The 17,806-nt window shown below is 65.2% G+C and carries 13 protein-coding genes and 2 rRNA genes (1 of these 15 running past the window's edge); 2 read left to right on the forward strand and 13 right to left on the reverse strand.

The window, feature by feature from the left end; genetic code table 11:
* Positions 1 to 5 precede the first annotated feature (5 nt).
* From AB8808_RS18300 to AB8808_RS18330, 7 genes are all read right to left on the reverse strand, one after another.
* A complete protein-coding gene (locus AB8808_RS18300; protein WP_369930971.1) occupies positions 6 to 1,427 on the reverse strand; it encodes a septal ring lytic transglycosylase RlpA family protein in 1,422 nt (473 codons plus the stop codon).
* Between the two features lie 47 nt (positions 1,428 to 1,474).
* Positions 1,475 to 2,506: a lytic murein transglycosylase B gene (gene mltB, locus AB8808_RS18305; RefSeq protein ID WP_369930972.1), complete on the reverse strand. Its 1,032-nt coding sequence runs from the start codon at positions 2,504 to 2,506 to the stop codon at positions 1,475 to 1,477.
* A 62-nt stretch (positions 2,507 to 2,568) separates the two neighbouring features.
* Positions 2,569 to 3,660: a rod shape-determining protein RodA gene (gene rodA / locus AB8808_RS18310; RefSeq protein ID WP_036143844.1), complete on the reverse strand. Its 1,092-nt coding sequence runs from the start codon at positions 3,658 to 3,660 to the stop codon at positions 2,569 to 2,571.
* 26 nt (positions 3,661 to 3,686) lie between these two features.
* Positions 3,687 to 5,723, reverse strand: a complete 2,037-nt coding sequence (gene mrdA, locus AB8808_RS18315) for a penicillin-binding protein 2 (protein ID WP_369930973.1) — start codon at positions 5,721 to 5,723, stop codon at positions 3,687 to 3,689.
* Positions 5,720 to 6,211, reverse strand: coding sequence for a rod shape-determining protein MreD (gene mreD, locus AB8808_RS18320; protein WP_369930974.1), 492 nt, complete (start codon positions 6,209 to 6,211; stop codon positions 5,720 to 5,722). Before mreD ends, mrdA begins: the two co-directional genes overlap by 4 nt.
* A complete protein-coding gene (gene mreC, locus AB8808_RS18325) occupies positions 6,208 to 7,224 on the reverse strand; it encodes a rod shape-determining protein MreC (RefSeq protein WP_369930975.1) in 1,017 nt (338 codons plus the stop codon). The genes mreD and mreC overlap by 4 nt, the downstream gene beginning before the upstream one ends.
* Positions 7,225 to 7,265: 41 nt before the next feature.
* The gene (locus tag AB8808_RS18330) at positions 7,266 to 8,312 is read right to left on the reverse strand and encodes a rod shape-determining protein (RefSeq protein WP_036139600.1); all 1,047 of its coding nucleotides are present in this window, start codon (positions 8,310 to 8,312) and stop codon (positions 7,266 to 7,268) included.
* Positions 8,313 to 8,593: 281 nt separating this feature from the next.
* Between AB8808_RS18330 and AB8808_RS18335 the strand changes: the two genes are divergently transcribed.
* A complete protein-coding gene (locus AB8808_RS18335; RefSeq protein WP_285406876.1) occupies positions 8,594 to 9,529 on the forward strand; it encodes a carbohydrate kinase family protein in 936 nt (311 codons plus the stop codon).
* Between the two features lie 112 nt (positions 9,530 to 9,641).
* Here the strand turns inward: AB8808_RS18335 and glpK are convergent, their stop codons facing one another.
* From glpK to AB8808_RS18355, 4 genes are all read right to left on the reverse strand, one after another.
* Positions 9,642 to 11,147: a glycerol kinase GlpK gene (gene glpK, locus AB8808_RS18340; protein ID WP_369930977.1), complete on the reverse strand. Its 1,506-nt coding sequence runs from the start codon at positions 11,145 to 11,147 to the stop codon at positions 9,642 to 9,644.
* 8 nt (positions 11,148 to 11,155) lie between these two features.
* Positions 11,156 to 12,001, reverse strand: coding sequence for an MIP/aquaporin family protein (locus AB8808_RS18345; RefSeq protein ID WP_354517460.1), 846 nt, complete (start codon positions 11,999 to 12,001; stop codon positions 11,156 to 11,158).
* A 40-nt stretch (positions 12,002 to 12,041) separates the two neighbouring features.
* Positions 12,042 to 13,553, reverse strand: coding sequence for a glycerol-3-phosphate dehydrogenase (glpD, locus tag AB8808_RS18350; RefSeq protein WP_036139593.1), 1,512 nt, complete (start codon positions 13,551 to 13,553; stop codon positions 12,042 to 12,044).
* Positions 13,554 to 13,892: 339 nt separating this feature from the next.
* Positions 13,893 to 14,663, reverse strand: coding sequence for a DeoR family transcriptional regulator (locus AB8808_RS18355; protein ID WP_285406880.1), 771 nt, complete (start codon positions 14,661 to 14,663; stop codon positions 13,893 to 13,895).
* Positions 14,664 to 14,955: 292 nt separating this feature from the next.
* Here AB8808_RS18355 and AB8808_RS18360 point away from each other — a divergent pair, with 292 nt between their 5' ends.
* A complete protein-coding gene (locus AB8808_RS18360) occupies positions 14,956 to 15,522 on the forward strand; it encodes a YolA family protein (protein WP_369930978.1) in 567 nt (188 codons plus the stop codon).
* Positions 15,523 to 15,668: 146 nt separating this feature from the next.
* Here the strand turns inward: AB8808_RS18360 and rrf are convergent.
* Together rrf and AB8808_RS18370 are read right to left on the reverse strand one after the other, a co-directional pair.
* Positions 15,669 to 15,783 (reverse strand): 5S ribosomal RNA (gene rrf / locus AB8808_RS18365).
* Positions 15,784 to 15,907: 124 nt separating this feature from the next.
* Positions 15,908 to 17,806: ribosomal RNA gene (locus AB8808_RS18370) — 23S ribosomal RNA — on the reverse strand (it continues 986 nt past the right edge of the window).

Genomic DNA, 17,806 nt, shown 5'->3' on the forward strand with positions numbered 1-17,806 from the left:
GAAGGTCAGTCTACCGCGACCGACGGACGGGGCAGACCCATGCCGGCGATCTGGTCGGTCACGCGATCGGCCGTGTCGACGTCGGCCAGCGGCCCGACGCGAACGCGACGCACGCTGCGGCCACCCACGGCGGTCTCGATGACACTGACCGGCCCGAGGCCGGCTTTGTTCAACTGGTCGGCCACGCGGTTGGCATTGGCCGCGTCGGAGAACGCGCCGACCTGGAGATAAATGGTGGGTTTGCCGGGAATGGCCGCCGTGATCGGCCCCTGGGCGGCGCTGGCAGCCGGCGCCTTCCACGGGACCGTGCCGGAGGGTCGGCTGGGCGCGCCACGGGACGCCGACGAGCCCGCCGCGGCAGCACCCGTCGTGGTCACCCCTGTACCCCTGGTGGCACCCGTGCCGGTACCGGCGCCCGCCAATGGCGGCAGGGCTTCCGCTGGCGAGATGCCGGTCATGCCTGGCACGTGGTTCTCGTCGTCGTTGCCGGTGGACGCCGCGCCGGTCGTCGGCGTGGCGCCGCTGACCGGCCGGGCGCTGCCCACCGCGGCGTTCCCGACCACGGCGGCACCCACGGGCGCGCTCCCCACGGGAGCGGCAATCGCCGAGGACGGCGGCCGGGTCACGGCACGCTCCGGCGTGGGTGCAGTCGCGCCCACGGGCACGGCCGCGACGAACCGCCCCGCAGGCGGTGGTGGCGCGGTGATCGGGGCGGGCTTGGGCGCCGTATTGACGTACGGCGCGCCGCGATCGCTGTTGGCCTCCGTCGGGTCGATGGCGCGGACCTCGACCAGGCCGGTGCCCTTGGGCCACACGCCGATCTTGACCGCGGCGGCGAAGGAAAGATCGATGATGCGGTTCTCGTGGAAGGGCCCGCGATCGTTGATGCGCACGATCACGCTCTTGCCGTTCTCGAGGTTGGTGACCCGCGCATAGCTGGGTAGCGGCAGCGTCTTGTGCGCGCCCGAGAACTGGTACATGTCGTATTCCTCCAGGCTGGAGGTCTTGTAGCCGTGGAACTTGTTGCCGTAGAACGACGCGATGCCGCGCTCCACGTAACCGCGCGGCGTCGGCAGCACGTTGTAGGTCTGGCCCAGCACGGAATAAGGGGTCTTGTTGCCGTAGATCGAGCGGGGCTCCACCTTCGGCACCGGCTCCGGCAGCTTGCTGACGTCCGGAATCTCGGTGGGCACGCTGTCGGCACGCGAGCGATACCGCGAACCCTGCGACTTGCGTATATCGTCGTAACCACCCCGCGACGACGATCCCGACGACGACGACGATGAGCCCCCGCCGCTGCTACCCCGCGATGCCGGCCGCGTGTTCTTCCCCCCGCCACACGCCGACAACAGCACCGCCATAAGCACCACCACGCAGAACCGCCACCCCGCCGTAGGAGCCCACGATGTGGGCGATCCCAAAGCCATGGGCGATCCCAAACCTGTAGGCGATCCCAACGACGGCGCCCCCTCCCTCATCGCGGCGCAGCACCACCCGCCCGCTCGCGGATCGCCTGGGCGAGCTGGTTCACGGCCATGGCATACATGGGGCTGCGGTTGTACGTGGTAATGACGTAGAAGTTCTGGAACGTGAGCCAGTATTCATCCCCGGCCGGCCCGTCCAGGCGCACCAGCTGGGCCTCACGCCCCGGGTTGAGGTGCTGCACCGGAGCGAAGCCATCGGCCACGAACGATTCCACCGGCGCGACGGGACGCCAGTCCTTGGGCACCTCCGGCGCAGTCACACGGCCATCCGGCTGCGCACGCGCGGCCACCGGACCGCCCCGCTCCCAGCCGTGCTCGACGAAATAATTGGCGATGCTGGCGAAGATGTCGCCCATCGAGCCCTTCATGTCGATCCGGCCGTCGTGGTCGTAGTCCACGCCCCAATCGCGAATGGACGAAGGCATGAACTGGCCCCAGCCCTGGGCACCCGCGTAGGAGCCGGTCAGCGTGTCGATCGGGCCACCGAGGTGGTTGGACGGCAGCTCCAGCAAGGCCTTCAGCTGCTCGCGAAAGAACGGCGCGCGCTTGGGGTAATAGAACGCCAGCGTGCTGAGCGCGTCGATGACTTTCCACTTGCCGGTGTTCTTGCCGTAGAACGTTTCGACACCGACGATGGCCACGATGTATTCCGGCGGCACGCCGTACTTGCGACCGATGCCGTCCAGCAGGGCGCGATGTTCCTCGTAGAACGCGGCGCCCGCGGCGATCCGCTGTTCGGTAAGGAAGATGGGCCGGTAATCGCGCCACGGCTTGCCCTCGGCGGGGCGGCTGATCGCATCGAGGATCGCCTGCTGTTTCTTGGCGTTGTCCAGCAGCGCGTTCAGCGACGCGGGGCTCTTGCCCGTGTCCTTCGCCACCTCGCGCACGAGTGCGTCCTGGCCGGGATGCGTCTCCGCATGCGCCGACGCCGCGAACAGCAGGGGGAAGGCGATCAACGCGCCGGCAAGGCGCGGAAGACGACGTACGGGGCGTGCGCAGCGCGCTGTCAGGGCTTCATCCATGCACCGAAGCGTAACACGCGGTCGTGACGCGTCCGGGGCAGGCCTGGGCCACTGTTCAGCCATCAATCGTGCAACTTGCGGTTCGCGTGGATCGACATCAGCACGCCGAATCCGGTGAGCAGCGACACGGCCGAGGTGCCGCCGTAACTGACCAGGGGCATCGGCACGCCGACCACCGGCAGTATGCCCGCCACCATGCCGCCGTTCACCGCCACGTACACGAAGAAGCTCATGCCGATGGCGCCGGCGAGCAGGCGCGAATAGGTGTCGCGCGCGTTCATGGCGATCCACAGGCAGCGGCCGATGATGAATGCGTACAGCAGCATGATGCCGATGACGCCGATCAGCCCGAACTCCTCGGAAAACACCGCGAAGATGAAGTCGGTGGTGTGCTCGGGCAGGAACTCCAGGCGCGACTGCGTGCTGTGCTGCCAGCCCTTGCCGAACACGCCGCCGGAGCCGACGGCGATCTTCGACTGGATGATGTGCCAGCCGTTGCCCAGCGGATCGGATTCCGGATCGAGCAGCGTGCGCACGCGGTTGCGCTGGTATTCGTGCAGGAACTGCCAGGCCACCGGAATGGCTCCGCCCACCGCGCCCACGATCAGGCCGATGCGCCACCAGGCCATGCCGGAGAGGAACAGCGCGAACGCACCCGCACCGGCCACCAGCAGCGCGGTGCCCAGATCGGGCTGTTCCGCGATCAGGCCGGCCGGCACCGCGATCAGCAGGCCCACCACCACGATGTCCTTCCAGCTCGGCGGCAGCTGGCGCGGGTGCAGGTACCACGCCACCATCATCGGCATGGTCAGCTTGAGCAGTTCGGACGGCTGGAAGCGCATCACGCCCAGGTCCAGCCAGCGATAGGCCCCCCTGCCCTCGCCCAGCACGGCCACCACCACCAGCAGCGCGGTGCTGCCCATGTACAGCCACGGTGTCCACGAGCGCAGCACCGGCGGTGGAATGCGGGAAATGACCAGCAGCAGCACGCCGCCCAGCGCAAAGCGCGCCGCCTGCCCCGTCACCAGGCCGACATTGGCGTTGCCCGCGCTGTACAGCGTGGTCAGGCCCACGCCCGCCAGCACCATCAGCGCCAGCAGCAGGGGAATATCCAGGCGCGGCCGGCTGATCAGGCGCAGGCCGAAACGCTTCATGCGCAGGGTGAGGTTCTGGATGGCGCTCACTGGTCCTCACTGTTGTCGTCGGGCGGTGGCGCGCTGCTGGCGCCATCGGCGGGCTGGGCGCCCTGTACGGGCGAGGCCTCGGGATGCTCGTCCGGATGGGCATCCGGCGACGCGTCGGGCGGTGCGTCGGAGGTGACGATCGGGCCCGGCGGCAGATCGGACGGGCGTGGGCCGCCCTCGTCCACCACCCACTGGTCGAGGATCTTGCGCGCGATGGGGCCGGAATCCGCGGCGCCCCAGGCGCCGGCTTCCAGCACCACGGTCGTGGCGATCTTCGGATCGTCCGCCGGCGTGTAGGCGATGAACAGCGCGCGGTGGCGCGTGGCCAGGTAGGCGGTGTTCTTGTTTTCGTTGTACGCGTTGGTGGTACGAGAGAAGCGTTCGGCGGTGCCGCTCTTGCCGGCGATCAGGTACGGGAAGCCGATGCCCAGCTTCTTGCCGGTGCCGGCCCCAGAGTTGATCACCGCCTTCATGCCTTCGTTCACGGCGTCCCAGTCCGCCTGCTTGCGCACCACGGACGGCCCGCTGGGCGGGAACGCCTGGCGCACGCGCGGGCTGTCCACGCCGTCCTGCGTGTCCAGCAGGAAATGCGGCGTGTAAGGAATGCCGTGGCCCGCAAACGTGGCCACCGCGTGCGCCAGCTGCAGCGGCGTCACCGCCCAGTAGCCCTGGCCGATGCCGGCGATGATTGTCTCGCCGGGGTACCAGCCGGCCTTGCTGCGCGTAGCCTTCCATTCGCGCGACGGAAGGATGCCGGGCACCTCGCCGATCAGGTCGATACCGGTCTTCTTGCCGAAGCCCAGGCTGCCCATCCACTGCGACAGGCGATCGATGCCCATGTCCAGGGCCAGGCGATAGAAATACGTATTGGTTGAATGCTCGATCGCGCCAATCATATTGACCGTACCGTTGCCGCCGCGTACGTCGTCGCGGTAACAGCGCGACTGCCCCGGGATGCAGAACTCGCCCGTGGACAGCACCGTGTCCGACGGCCGGCGGATGCCCATGGTCAGTCCACCCAGCGCCAGGAACGGCTTCACCGTGGAGCCGGGCGGATACACGCCGCGCAGCGCGCGGTTGTACAGCGGCTTGTCGGGCGAGGTGGTCAGCGCCTTGTAGTCGGCCGAGCTGATGCCGTTGACGAACAGGTTGGGGTCGAAGCTGGGCACGCTGGCGAAGGCCAGCACCTGCCCGTTGCGCGGATCGATGGCGATGGCCGCACCGGAGCGTCCGTTCAGGCCATCCTCCGCGGCCTTCTGCAGGCGCACGTCGATGCTCAGGTAGATGTTCTTGCCCGGCGTCGGCGGCGTGGTGTCCAGCACCGCCTGCGTACGCCCGTCGGCGTTGACCTCGACCAGCTCATAGCCGGGCGCGCCATGCAGCAGTTTTTCGTAGGAGCGCTCGATGCCGATGCGGCCGATATGCGTGGTGCCCTTGTAGCTGGCCTCCTCGTCCTCGTCCATGCGGGCCAGGTCGTCCACGTCGATGCGGCTGACATAGCCGATGACATGGGCCAGCGACGCGCCCATCGGGTAACGCCGGGTGAGGTAGGGCACCACGTCCACGCCGGGGAAGCGCCAGCGGTTGACGTCGAAGCGGCCGATCTCGTCCTCGGTCAGCTTGAGCTTCAGCGGCACGCCCTCGAAGCGTCGGCTGCCCTTCACCTGCTTGCGGAAGGTGGCGATGTCCTCGTCGCTCAGCGGCACGATGGCGCCCAGGTTGGCCAGCATGGTGTCCATGTCGGCCACCTGTTCCGGCGTCACTTCCAGGCGAAAGGCCGGCACGTTATCGGCCAGCAGCACGCCGTTGCGGTCGAAGATCAACCCGCGGGCCGGCGGGATCGCGCGCGGCTTCACCCGGTTCTGCTCCGAGCGCGCGGCGAACTCGTCGTGGTGGTTCACCTGCAGGTTGACGTACTGGCAGCACACGGCCACCAGCCCGGCCAGGATCAGCGCGAACCCCGCCAGGGCGCGGCGGCGGAACAGCGCCACCTCGCCCCGCACTTCCTTGATGGAGGCGCGCCGTTTGCTCATGTCTCGTGGATGCGCAGCCGGGCGCGGAGGTCGTCCAGGATCAGGAACACGAACGGCCACAGCGCGGCGCCCACCAGCGGCGAGATCCAGTATTCCGCCGGTGGCAACGGATCGCCGCCGAGCACGCGGATCAGCAGCAGCAACACGCGGTCATTCAGCAACAGGCCCAGCACGGCCAACGATTGTTGCCACATAGGGAAGAAGCGCAGGCGCGAGCGAAAGCGCAGCGCGATGAACACCATGGCGGTCAGGCGCAGGGCCTGCTCGCCCAGCAGCACGCCGTCGAACAGATCGGCGCCCACGCCCAGGCAGAAGGCCATGCCCAGCGTCACCCGGTCACCCGACTGCAGGCACCAGTAGAGCAGCACCAGCGCCGGCCAATAGGGCTTGAACGGCGCGAGGGGGCCCGGCAGCGGAATCAACATGAGGAACAGCGACAGCAGCAGCGTGGCGGCGAACCACAGCTGACGAACCCGGATGCGGTTCATGGCGTGCTCCCCGTGGACGCGGCGCGCGCGGGAACGCGGCTGGTCGTTGGCGAGGTGACCGACGGCAGCGTCGGCGCCGCGGCGGCCGGCGTCGTGGGGGCCGCATTGGGGTCGGGCGCCAGGCTGTTCGACGGACCGACGTTCGGAGCGAGCGGCGGCGGCCCGGCCGGCTCGGCCAGGTCGTGCAGCAGCAGCACGTCCTCGCTGCGATCCAGGTCGGCGGCCGGCTTGGCCTGCGCCGAGAGGAACGTGCCGGACGGCGTCTGCGCCACGTCGCGGATCTCGCCCACCGGAAAGCCGGGGGGAAAGCGGCCGCCCAGGCCGGAGGTGACCAGCTTGTCGCCGGCCTGCACATCCGCCGAGACGGGGATGGTCGGCAGGGTCAGCATGTCGCCGGCACGCGAGCCATAGGCCACGGTGCGCAGCCCGGTGCGCTCGATGGTGACGGGAATGGCGTGGTTGGGGTCGGTGATCAGCATGGCCACCGAGGTGGTGGGCATCACGTCGACGATCTGGCCCATCACGCCGCGGGCGTCGATCACTACCTGGCCTTGCCGCACCTTGTCGCGCGCGCCCAGGTTCAGCACGATCCGGTGCCGGAACGGCCCCAGGTCCACGCCGACCAGGCGGGCCAGCTGCACGTTGAGCGACAGGCTGTGCTGGGTATCCAGCAGTTCCTTCAGGCGCTGGTTCTGCTCGGCCACCGATGCCATGCGGTTGAGCTTGGCGTTGGCCAGCAGCAGGTCTTCACGCAGCCGCTGGTTCTGCTCGGTCAGGCGCTGGCGGTCGGCGAAGGCCACCGTGGCCGCCTGGAAACCCTGCGACGGCAGGCCAGCGATCCGGTAGATGGGCTCGATGACGATGGACAGGCCGTAGCGCACGTTGCCCAGCCACCCGCCCCGATGGTCCAGGACCATCAGCACGCAGGCCAGCGCCAGGTAGACGATCAGGCGCAGCGTTCCCGCCACGCCCGGTGCAAACAGCGGCGACGATTCGTCGCGATTGAGGGCCATGGTTCAGCGCGCTCCGGCCAAAGCGCCGCGCGCGGCCGCCATCATTCGAACGCGAAGAAGTCGCTGCCGTGCTGGTCGATCATCTCCAGGGCCTTGCCGCCGCCACGCGCCACGCAGGTGAGCGGGTCGTCGGCCACCTGCACGTGCAGGCCGGTTTCCTCGGAGATCAGGCGATCCAGATCGCGCAGCAGCGCGCCGCCGCCGGTGAGCACGATGCCGCGCTCGGCCACGTCGGAGCACAGCTCCGGCGGGGTCTGCTCCAGCGCCGCCTTGACCGCCGCCACGATGCCGGACAGCGGCTCGTGCAGGGCTTCCAGCACTTCGTTGGAGTTGATGGTGAACATGCGCGGCACGCCCTCGGCGAGGTTGCGGCCGGAGATTTCCATCTCCCGCACTTCGCTCTGCGGGAACGCGCAGCCCACTTCGAGCTTGATCCGCTCGGCGGTGGACTCACCGATCAGCGTGCCGTGGTTACGGCGCACGTAATTGATGATGGCTTCGTCGAAGCGATCGCCGCCCACGCGCACGGACTGCGAGTAGACGATGCCGTTGAGCGAGATGACCGCGACCTCGGAGGTACCGCCACCGATATCCAGCACCATCGAGCCACGGGCTTCGTGCACCGGGATACCGGCACCGATCGCGGCGGCCATCGGCTCCTCGATCAGGAAGACGTCACGGGCGCCGGCGCCTTCGGCCGATTCCTTGATGGCGCGACGCTCCACCTGGGTGGAGCCGCAGGGCACGCAGACGAGCACGCGCGGGCTGGGCCGGAGCATGCGTGAGCGGTGCACCTGCTTGATGAAATGCTGGAGCATCGCTTCGGTCATGGTGAAGTCGGCGATGACGCCGTCCTTCATCGGTCGGACCGTGGCGATGTTGCCGGGGGTGCGACCGAGCATGCGCTTGGCGTCGCCACCCACCGCGGCGACGGTACGGGGACCACCGGGGCCACGATCCTGGCGGATGGCCACGACGGACGGCTCATTCAGGACGATGCCCTGTCCACGCACATAGATGAGCGTATTCGCCGTGCCGAGATCGATGGAGATGTCGTTCGAAAAGAGTCCGCGGAACTTCTTAAACATGTGCGGCGGGCGCCCGTTGCGGCAAAAAGTAAGCATGGAAGTCTAGATTGGCGCCCTCCCCCACGCAAGGGCGAAGCGGAGGCGAAGAAGTTAAGAAAGTCTTGTAAGTCCGAAGGATGCGAGCGGAAGCTGCGGCATTCCCGTAATTCTGTACGTGTTGACCTGTCGCCTAAGGCGACGAATTTGGGTACGATCCGTCGGTTTGCCGAACCCCTCGCGTTCGGCGCTCGCGGCGGCCGGTTCACGGTCGTGCCATCACATCCTTCAGGGTTGCCCAACGCATGACTGCCGTTATCTGCGGATCGCTCGCCTACGACACCATCATGGTGTTCCAGGACCAGTTCAAGAACCACATCATTCCGGATCAGGTCCACATCCTGAACGTGTCTTTCCTGGTGCCGGCCATGCGTCGCGAGTTCGGGGGCTGCGCGGGCAACATCGCCTACAACCTGAAGTTGCTGGGCGGCGAGCCGATGCCGGTGGCCACGGTCGGCCAGGACTTCGCGCCCTACCGCGCGCACCTGGAGAAATTCGGCATCCGCCTCGACGGCGTGCGCCAGTTCGACGACCAGTTCACCCCGCAGTGCTTCATCACCACGGACCTGGACAACAACCAGATCACGGCCTTCCATCCCGGCGCCATGTCCAGCGCGCACGAGAACCACGTGCGTGACATCCCGGACTACCAGTTCGGCATCGTCGCGCCGGACGGCCGCGAAGCCATGCTGCAGCACGTGGACGAGTTCGCCGCCCGCGGCGTGCCTTTCATCTTCGACCCGGGCCAGGCGATGCCACTGTTCAACGGCGACGAGTTCCGCTCGATGATCGAGAAGTCCACGTACGTCATCGTCAACGACTACGAGTCGCAGCTGCTGCAGCAGCGCACCGGCTGGAACGCCGCCGACATCGCCTCGAAGGTCACCGCATACATCGTCACGCAGGGCCCGCGCGGTTCGCAGATCCACGTGAACGGCGAAACGATCGAGATCCCGCCCGCCCGCGAGCACAAGGTGGTCGATCCCACCGGCTGCGGCGACGCGTACCGCGCAGGCCTCATCTTCGGCATCATGAAGGGCTACGACTGGCCCACCGTCGGCAAGATGGCCTCGCTGATGGGTGCGCTGAAGGTCGAGCACCCGGGCACGCAGAACCAGTACTTCACGTACGATCAGTTCGCCGCGGAATTCGAAAGCCAGTTCGGTTACACGCTGGGCTGAGGCGCCAATGGGTGGCTTTTCGCGCACATCGTGCGCTCCTACATGGTCTGTGGCACGCCAGACGGTACGTGCGTTTGTAGGAGCCCACGATGTGGGCGATAATCGCAAAGCCTCAATTCCGCGGCTTGAACCCCATCGTGGCGGTGACGGCCTGCTTCCAGCCTTCATACAGATCGTCGCGCGTTTCCTTGGTCATCCCGGGCTTGAACTCGCGGTCGACGGCCCAGCGCTTGGCGATGTCCGCGCGATCCTTCCAGAAACCCACGGCCAGGCCGGCGAGGTACGCGGCACCCTGCGCGGTGGTTTCCTGCACCTTCGGGCGCAGCACGGTCACGTCCAGGATGTCCGCCTGGAACTGCGCCATGAAGTCGTTGGCGATGGCGCCACCGTCGGCGCGCAGTTCCTTCAGTTCGATGCCTGAGTCGATCTGCATCGCTTCCAGCACGTCGCGGGTCTGGTAGGCCATGGACTCCAGCGCGGCGCGGATGAACTGCTCCTTGGTGGTGCCGCGTGACAGGCCGAACACCGCACCGCGCACGTCGCTGCGCCAGTAGGGCGCACCCAGGCCGACGAACGCAGGCACGAAGTACACGCCGTCGTTGTCCTTGGCGCGCTCGGCATACGACTGCGAGTCCGCCGCCTTGCCCAGCATGCGAAGGCCGTCGCGCAGCCACTGGATGACCGAGCCGGCCACGAAGATGCTGCCTTCCAGCGCGTATTCCACTTTGCCGTCCACGCCCCACGCGATGGTGGTGAGCAGGCCATTCTTCGAACGGACGGCTTTCTCGCCGGTGTTCATCAGCATGAAGCAGCCGGTGCCGTAGGTGTTCTTGGCCAGACCGGGTTCGAAGCAGGCCTGGCCGAACAACGCCGCCTGCTGGTCGCCCGCGATGCCGGCGATCGGTACTTCACGACCGAAGAAATGCTTGGCCAGCGTGTTGCCGTACACCTCGCTGGACGACTTCACTTCCGGCAGCATCGCGCGCGGCACGTTGAGCATCTTCAGCAGCTCGTCGTCCCACTCGCGCTTGTAGATGTCGTACATCAGCGTGCGCGAGGCGTTGGTGTAGTCGGTGACGTGCACCTTGCCGCCGGTGAGGTTCCAGATCACCCAGGTATCGATGGTGCCGAACAGCAGCTCGCCCTTCTCCGCGCGCTCCTGTGCGCCCTCCACTTGATCGAGGATCCAGCGCACCTTGGTGCCGGCGAAATAGGCGTCGATCAGCAGGCCGGTCTTCTCGCGCACCATCTCGTCATGGCCGTCGGCCTTGAGCTTCTCGCAGATGTCGGCGGTCTGCCGCGACTGCCACACGATGGCGTTATAGATCGGCTGGCCGGTCGTCTTGTCCCACACCACCGCCGTCTCGCGCTGGTTGGTGATGCCGATGCCCTCGATGCAGCTGGCGTCGATGCCGGAGCTGCTGATGACCTCGGTCATCGTCGACAGCACGCTGGTCATGATCTCGCGCGGGTTGTGCTCCACCCAGCCCGGCTGCGGGAAGATCTGCGGGAACTCGCGCTGCGCCGTGCCGGCGATGTTGCCGTCGTGATCGAACAGGATGGTGCGCGAGCTGGTGGTGCCCTGGTCGATGGCGAGGATGTATTTCTGCTTGTCCATCTGGGGCCTCACTGAATGGTCGAATGGGAAGACGTGCCACGCGCCGCGGCCTGGCGCGCTTCTTCGAGCGCACGCTGGCGGGCCGGCAGGAACGGATGGATCAGCAGCTGGTAGGCACCGCCACCGACCACGCCGCCGATCAGCGGGCCGACGATCGGCACCCACCAGTAGTTATCCGGCGACGGCAGCGCGGACGAACCCCAACCGGCGAAGTAGGCGAACAGGCGCGGGCCGAAGTCGCGCGCCGGGTTGATCGCCCACGCTTCCAGGTAACCCATCGACGCACCGATGGTGGCCACCAGCAGGCCGATGATCAGCGCACCGTTGTTGGCGCCCGGGGCGGTCTCGTTGTACTGCTCGGTGATCGCGAAGATGCCGAACAGCAGGAAGGCGGTGAGGATGATCTGGTCAGTCAGCGCATGCATGGGCGTGACGGCCAGGCCCGGATGGGTGAAGAACACGCCGGCGGCGCCACCCGCTTCACGGGTGAGGTTGTGCGTGGCGTTGAAGTGGTCGATCACCGGCCCGAACAGGGCGTAGACGATGGCCGCACCGAGGAACGCACCGATCACCTGCGCGATCCAGTAAGGCACCACCTTCTTCCACGAGAAGTTGCGGAAGACGGCCAGCGCCAGGGTTACCGCCGGGTTGGCGTGCGTACCCGACACCGATGCCGTGGCGTAAATCGCGATGGTGACGGCAAGGCCCCACGCGATACACACGCCCCAGTAGGCGTTGAGGTAGGGACTGGGATCGTAGAGCACATACATGCACGCTACGGAATCGCCGAAGGCGATGATGATGAACATCGCCACGGCTTCGGATATCAACTCACCAATATTTTGTCGCATGATCCGTCTCTCCATCGGTTTCATGGCTGGCAGCGCGCTAGCGCTACGGTTGGGTGGCGCGCCCCTGCGGGACCCGCTGATTGAGGTACTCGGTAAGGCGTTGCACGTCGTCCTTGCCGACATGCAGGCCGATCTTGCTGCGACGCCAGAGGATGTCCTCGGCCTCGGTCGCCCATTCGTGACGGATCAGGTAGTCCACTTCGGCCTGGTAGAGGTCCGCGCCGAAATGCGTGCCCAGCGCCGCCAGGCCATTGGCTTCGCCCAACAGATCGCGAGCTCGCGTGCCGTACAAGTGTGTCAGGCGCCAGGCAAAGCGTTCGGTCAGCCACGGCCGCGACGCACGGAGATCGTCCGTCAGCGCGTCGATGTCACGCTCGCCACCACCGGGCAGCGGACGGGCATCCGCCGTCCAGGCCGGCTTGTCGTTGCCCAGCAGCGGAGCCAGCTTGTCGACGGCTTCCTCGGCCAGCTTGCGGAACGTGGTCAGCTTGCCGCCGAAGACGTTGAGCAGCGGCGGGCCGTTCTGGTCGATGTCCAGCAAGTAGTCGCGCGTGACTTCCGACGCACTGCCCGATTCGTCCTGCAGGAGGGGCCGCACGCCGCTGTAGCTCCACACGACGTCGTCAGGAGTGAGCTGCTTCTTGAAGTAGCGGTTGGCCGCCTCGCAGAGGTACTGGATTTCCTCGGCATCGATCTTGGGCTTCGACGGGTCGGCCTTGTATTCGATATCCGTGGTGCCGACCAGCGTGAAGTCGCGCTCGTACGGAATGGCGAACACGATGCGACGATCCGGCTGCTGGAAGATGTAGGCGTAACGGTGATCGTAGATCTTCGGCACGACGATGTGGCTGCCCTTGATCAGGCGCAGCGAGTGCGAATGCTTCAGGTGGGCCACGTCGTCGAGGAAGCTGGCGGCCCAGGGCCCCGCCGCATTGACCAGGGCACGGGCCCTGACGAAGTGACGGCTGCCGTCGCGCGACTCCAGCTCGGCGATCCACCCATCGCCGTCACGGCGCGCGCTCACGCAACGCGTGTGGGTCTCGACCTTGGCGCCACGCTGCACCGCGTCCATCGCGTTGAGCACCACCAGGCGGGCATCCTGCACCCACGCATCGGAATACACGAAGCCCACCGAGAAATCGTCACGCATCGGCTCGCCGGTGACATGCTTGGCAAAACGCACGCGGCGCGAGCCCGGCAGCGTGCGCCGGCCACGGCCCAGGTGATCGTAGAGGAACAGCCCGATACGGATCATCCAGGCGGGGCGCAGGTGCGGCTGGTGCGGCAGCACGAAGCGCAGGGGCCAAATGATATGCGGCGCCGCGCGGAGCAGCACCTCGCGCTCGGCCAGCGCCTTGCCGACCAGGGCGAATTCGAACTGCTCGAGGTAACGCAGACCGCCGTGGATCAGCTTGGTCGACGCACTCGAGGTATGGGACGCCAGATCGTCGCGTTCGCACAGCCACACCGAGAGCCCACGGCCCACGGCGTCACGGGCGATACCGACGCCATTGACGCCGCCGCCCACCACCAGAACATCGACCTGCTCGACCATTGCACCACCCCACTTGGCTGGAGGCGTTGCCCTACCGAAACGAGGACACCCTACGCTCGGGTACGTTCGTTCGCAACGGGCCGGCGGGCCTGACGGAGCGAAAGCGAACAATCCATGACTCGGCAGGGCGACACCTGCGTTGAAATGAGCATATTCGAACACAAACGAACATCGCACGCTGCAGTGCAGCGTACGGATGCGTGTTCTCGACGCGGGTAGTACGCACGAGCGTTAGCAACGGCGGGCTGCAATACGGCCGCCCGCCGCTGATAGGGGGGGCTAAACCGATGTTTATGTGGGCCTACGAGGCGCCTTGGCCTCGCGACGGCACGGCCCGGCTCAGTCCGCGACGTAGAGCCGCGTGCCCGCCGCTTCCAGCACAGGCAACAAGGCCTCGGGCGGCGGCCGGTCGGTAAACCATGCGTCCACACGGCTGAAGTCGCCGAGGCGCACCATGGCGTTACGGCCGATCTTGGTATGGTCGGCGCCGAGGAGCACCTGGCGGGAGTGTTCGATGATGGCCTGGGCCACCCGCACTTCGTGGAAGTCGAAATCCAGCAGGGTGCCGTCGAGCTCGATCCCCGATATACCGATGATGCCGAAGTCGACCTTGAACTGGCGGATCAGCTCGATGGTCGCCTCGCCGGTGACGCCGTGGTCCCGGCCGCGCACCACGCCGCCGGCGACGATCACCTCGAACGTGGGGTTGTCGCTCAGCAGCAGCGCGATATTGAGGTTGTTGGTGATGACACGCAGGTCGCGGTGCTCGAGCAACGCGCGGCCGACTCCCTCGTTCGTGGTGCCCAGGTTGATGAAGAGGGATGAGCCATCCGGGATCTGCCGTGCGATGGCCGCGGCAATGCGGCTCTTTTCCACCGCCTGCAGCGTCTGCCGTGCCGCGTAGGCCACGTTCTCGACACTGCTGGCCGGCACACTGACACCACCGTGGTATCGGCGGATAAGGCCGCCATCGGACAAGAGGTTGAGGTCTCTACGGATCGTCTGCGGCGCCACGTCGAAATGGCTGGCCAGTTCGTCGACACCGACGAAGCCTTCGCGCTGCACGATCGCGACCAGTTCCTCCTGCCTGCGGTTGAGACGTGTATCCATGGCGTTTTCCTTGCTGCACGACGCGCCAACATCATGCCGACTAATCGCGCGGGTGTCATGTTGCACCGGCGATCCACGCAAACCCTTCGTGATCGAACGGACGTTTGCCCATTCAGCGCAGCGCTGATGCCCGTATCCGACATTCGCACGCGACATGGCGGGCGATCCTTATCGCGCAGTGCATGGGCAGTTGCCGTGCACCGTGTAGCGCAACGACAAGCGCGCTATGGCCGCACGCTGCCCACCGATCAGGCGCGCAGCGTATGTTTCGCTTTATGGAAAGGAACCACGTTTGAACTCCGTACGTTTTGCACTTTGTACCCTCGCGTTCGCCGCCACCGCAGCCACGCGTATCCAGGCCCAGGAGGGCGCCTCAGCCACGTCGCGCGTGATGACCGCGCTGCCTTCGCTCGCCGCGGAGGGCCGTGTCCTGCCCACGCCACCGACGGATTTCGCCGTGATGCCGGTGCCTCGCGCACCCGCGCCTGCCCTGTCCAGCATCCGTATCTACGCGGTCGGTTCGACGGCTTGCGGTTGGGAATACACCAACGGCAACAGCAGCACGACCTGTAATCACGGCGGTGGCGAGCTACGCGTGGCGATCATCGAGATCGGCTACGGCGCCAACCCGATCGCGTCGATGAATGGCGGTCAGCTGCCACGCTCAGCCCGCTACGCAAGCACCGGTATCTGCATCACGGGCACGCAGTACACCTGGCCATGCACGCCGGGCCAGACCGTCGTTGGTTGGCTCGACGAGTACAACGTGGACGGTCATGAGTCGGGGTACTTCCAGTACCAGAACACGTCGACCAACGCGCCGTACAACACGCTGTATACGCAGATCAACGTCCTTTGACCGCATAAAACAAAGGCCTCCCCGGGTGGGGAGGCCTTCTGGTCGGTGGCTGGAGCACGTTCGCAATGACGTACTGCAAGTCTTGCGCCTCGCGCAGACAAAAAGAAAACCCGGTCTCAAATGAGACCGGGTTTCCGGGATAAAGCCCCTGGCGGTGACCTACTCTTGCATGGCTTGAGCCACACTACCATCGGCGCATGCGCGTTTCACTTCTGAGTTCGGGAAGGGATCAGGTGGTACCACGCCGCTATGGCCGCCAGGGAAGGGGTGGGAGCAGCGCTTTTCGAGCGCCGGCTCCACAGAGGGTGTAAACGAGTGACAAGCGTCCGGGTTGTAATCGAACAGCGAGTTAAGAGATTAAGACGGTGAAGCGTCTTGGGGTTATATGGTCAAGCCTCACGGCTCATTAGTACACGTAAGCTCAATGCATTGCTGCACTTCCACACCGTGCCTATCAACCACCTAGTCTTGATGGTGCCTTAAGGAGAGTCTAGCTCTCGGGAGATCTCATCTTGGGGCGTGCTTCCCGCTTAGATGCTTTCAGCGGTTATCACTTCCGTTCGTAGCTACCGGGCAATGCCATGGGCATGACAACCCGAACACCAGCGGAACGTCCACTCCGGTCCTCTCGTACTAGGAGCAGCCCCCCTCAAATCTCCAACGCCCACGACAGATAGGGACCGAACTGTCTCACGACGTTCTGAACCCAGCTCGCGTACCACTTTAAATGGCGAACAGCCATACCCTTGGGACCGGCTACAGCCCCAGGATGTGATGAGCCGACATCGAGGTGCCAAACACCGCCGTCGATATGAACTCTTGGGCGGTATCAGCCTGTTATCCCCGGAGTACCTTTTATCCGTTGAGCGATGGCCCTTCCATACAGAACCACCGGATCACTAAGACCTACTTTCGTACCTGCTTGATCCGTCGATCTCGCAGTCAAGCACGCTTATGCCTTTGCACACAGTGCGCGATGTCCGACCGCGCTGAGCGTACCTTCGTGCTCCTCCGTTACTCTTTGGGAGGAGACCGCCCCAGTCAAACTACCCACCATACATGGTCCCCGATCCGGATTACGGACCTAGGTTAGAACGTCAAGCACTTCAGGGTGGTATTTCAAGGATGGCTCCACCGAAACTAGCGTCTCGGTTTCATAGCCTCCCACCTATCCTACACAGAAGAACTCAACGTTCAATGTAAAGCTATAGTAAAGGTTCACGGGGTCTTTCCGTCTTGCCGCGGGAACGCTGCATCTTCACAGCGATTTCAATTTCACTGAGTCTCGGGTGGAGACAGCGCCGCTGTCGTTACGCCATTCGTGCAGGTCGGAACTTACCCGACAAGGAATTTCGCTACCTTAGGACCGTTATAGTTACGGCCGCCGTTTACTGGGGCTTCGATCAAGAGCTTCGCCTTGCGGCTGACCCCATCAATTAACCTTCCAGCACCGGGCAGGCGTCACACCCTATACGTCCACTTTCGTGTTTGCAGAGTGCTGTGTTTTTGATAAACAGTCGCAGCGGCCAGGTTACTGCGACCCCTCGATGCTCAGTCACGCACGTGACCACACCAAGGGGCGCACCTTCTCCCGAAGTTACGGTGCCATTTTGCCTAGTTCCTTCACCCGAGTTCTCTCAAGCGCCTTGGGATTCTCACCCTGCCTACCTGTGTCGGTTTGCGGTACGGTTTTTCTACAGCTGAAGCTTAGTGGCTTTTCCTGGAAGCGTGGTGTCAGTCACTTCGTCCTCATAGGACTCGTCTCGGTGCTCGGCATAAAGATTCCCGGATTTGCCTAAGAATCATGCCTACCGCCTTTCCCCAGGACAACCAACGCCTGGTAGACCTAACCTTCTCCGTCCCCACATCGCACTGTAGAAAAGTGCAGGAATATTAACCTGCTTCCCATCGACTACGCATTTCTGCCTCGCCTTAGGGGCCGACTCACCCTGCGCCGATGAACGTTGCGCGAGGAAACCTTGGGCTTTCGGCGGGGAGGCTTTTCACCCCCCTTATCGTTACTCATGTCAGCATTCGCACTTCCGATACCTCCAGCAAGCCTTACGACTCACCTTCACAGGCCTACGGAACGCTCCTCTACCGCGTACAGATCAAAATCTGTACACCCCGAGCTTCGGTGCATAGCTTAGCCCCGTTAAATCTTCCGCGCAGACCGACTCGACCAGTGAGCTATTACGCTTTCTTTAAAGGATGGCTGCTTCTAAGCCAACCTCCTGGCTGTCTATGCCTTTCCACATCGTTTTCCACTTAGCTATGACTTTGG

Source organism: Xanthomonas sp. NCPPB 2632 (assembly GCF_041228075.2).
Classification (GTDB): domain Bacteria; phylum Pseudomonadota; class Gammaproteobacteria; order Xanthomonadales; family Rhodanobacteraceae; genus Luteibacter.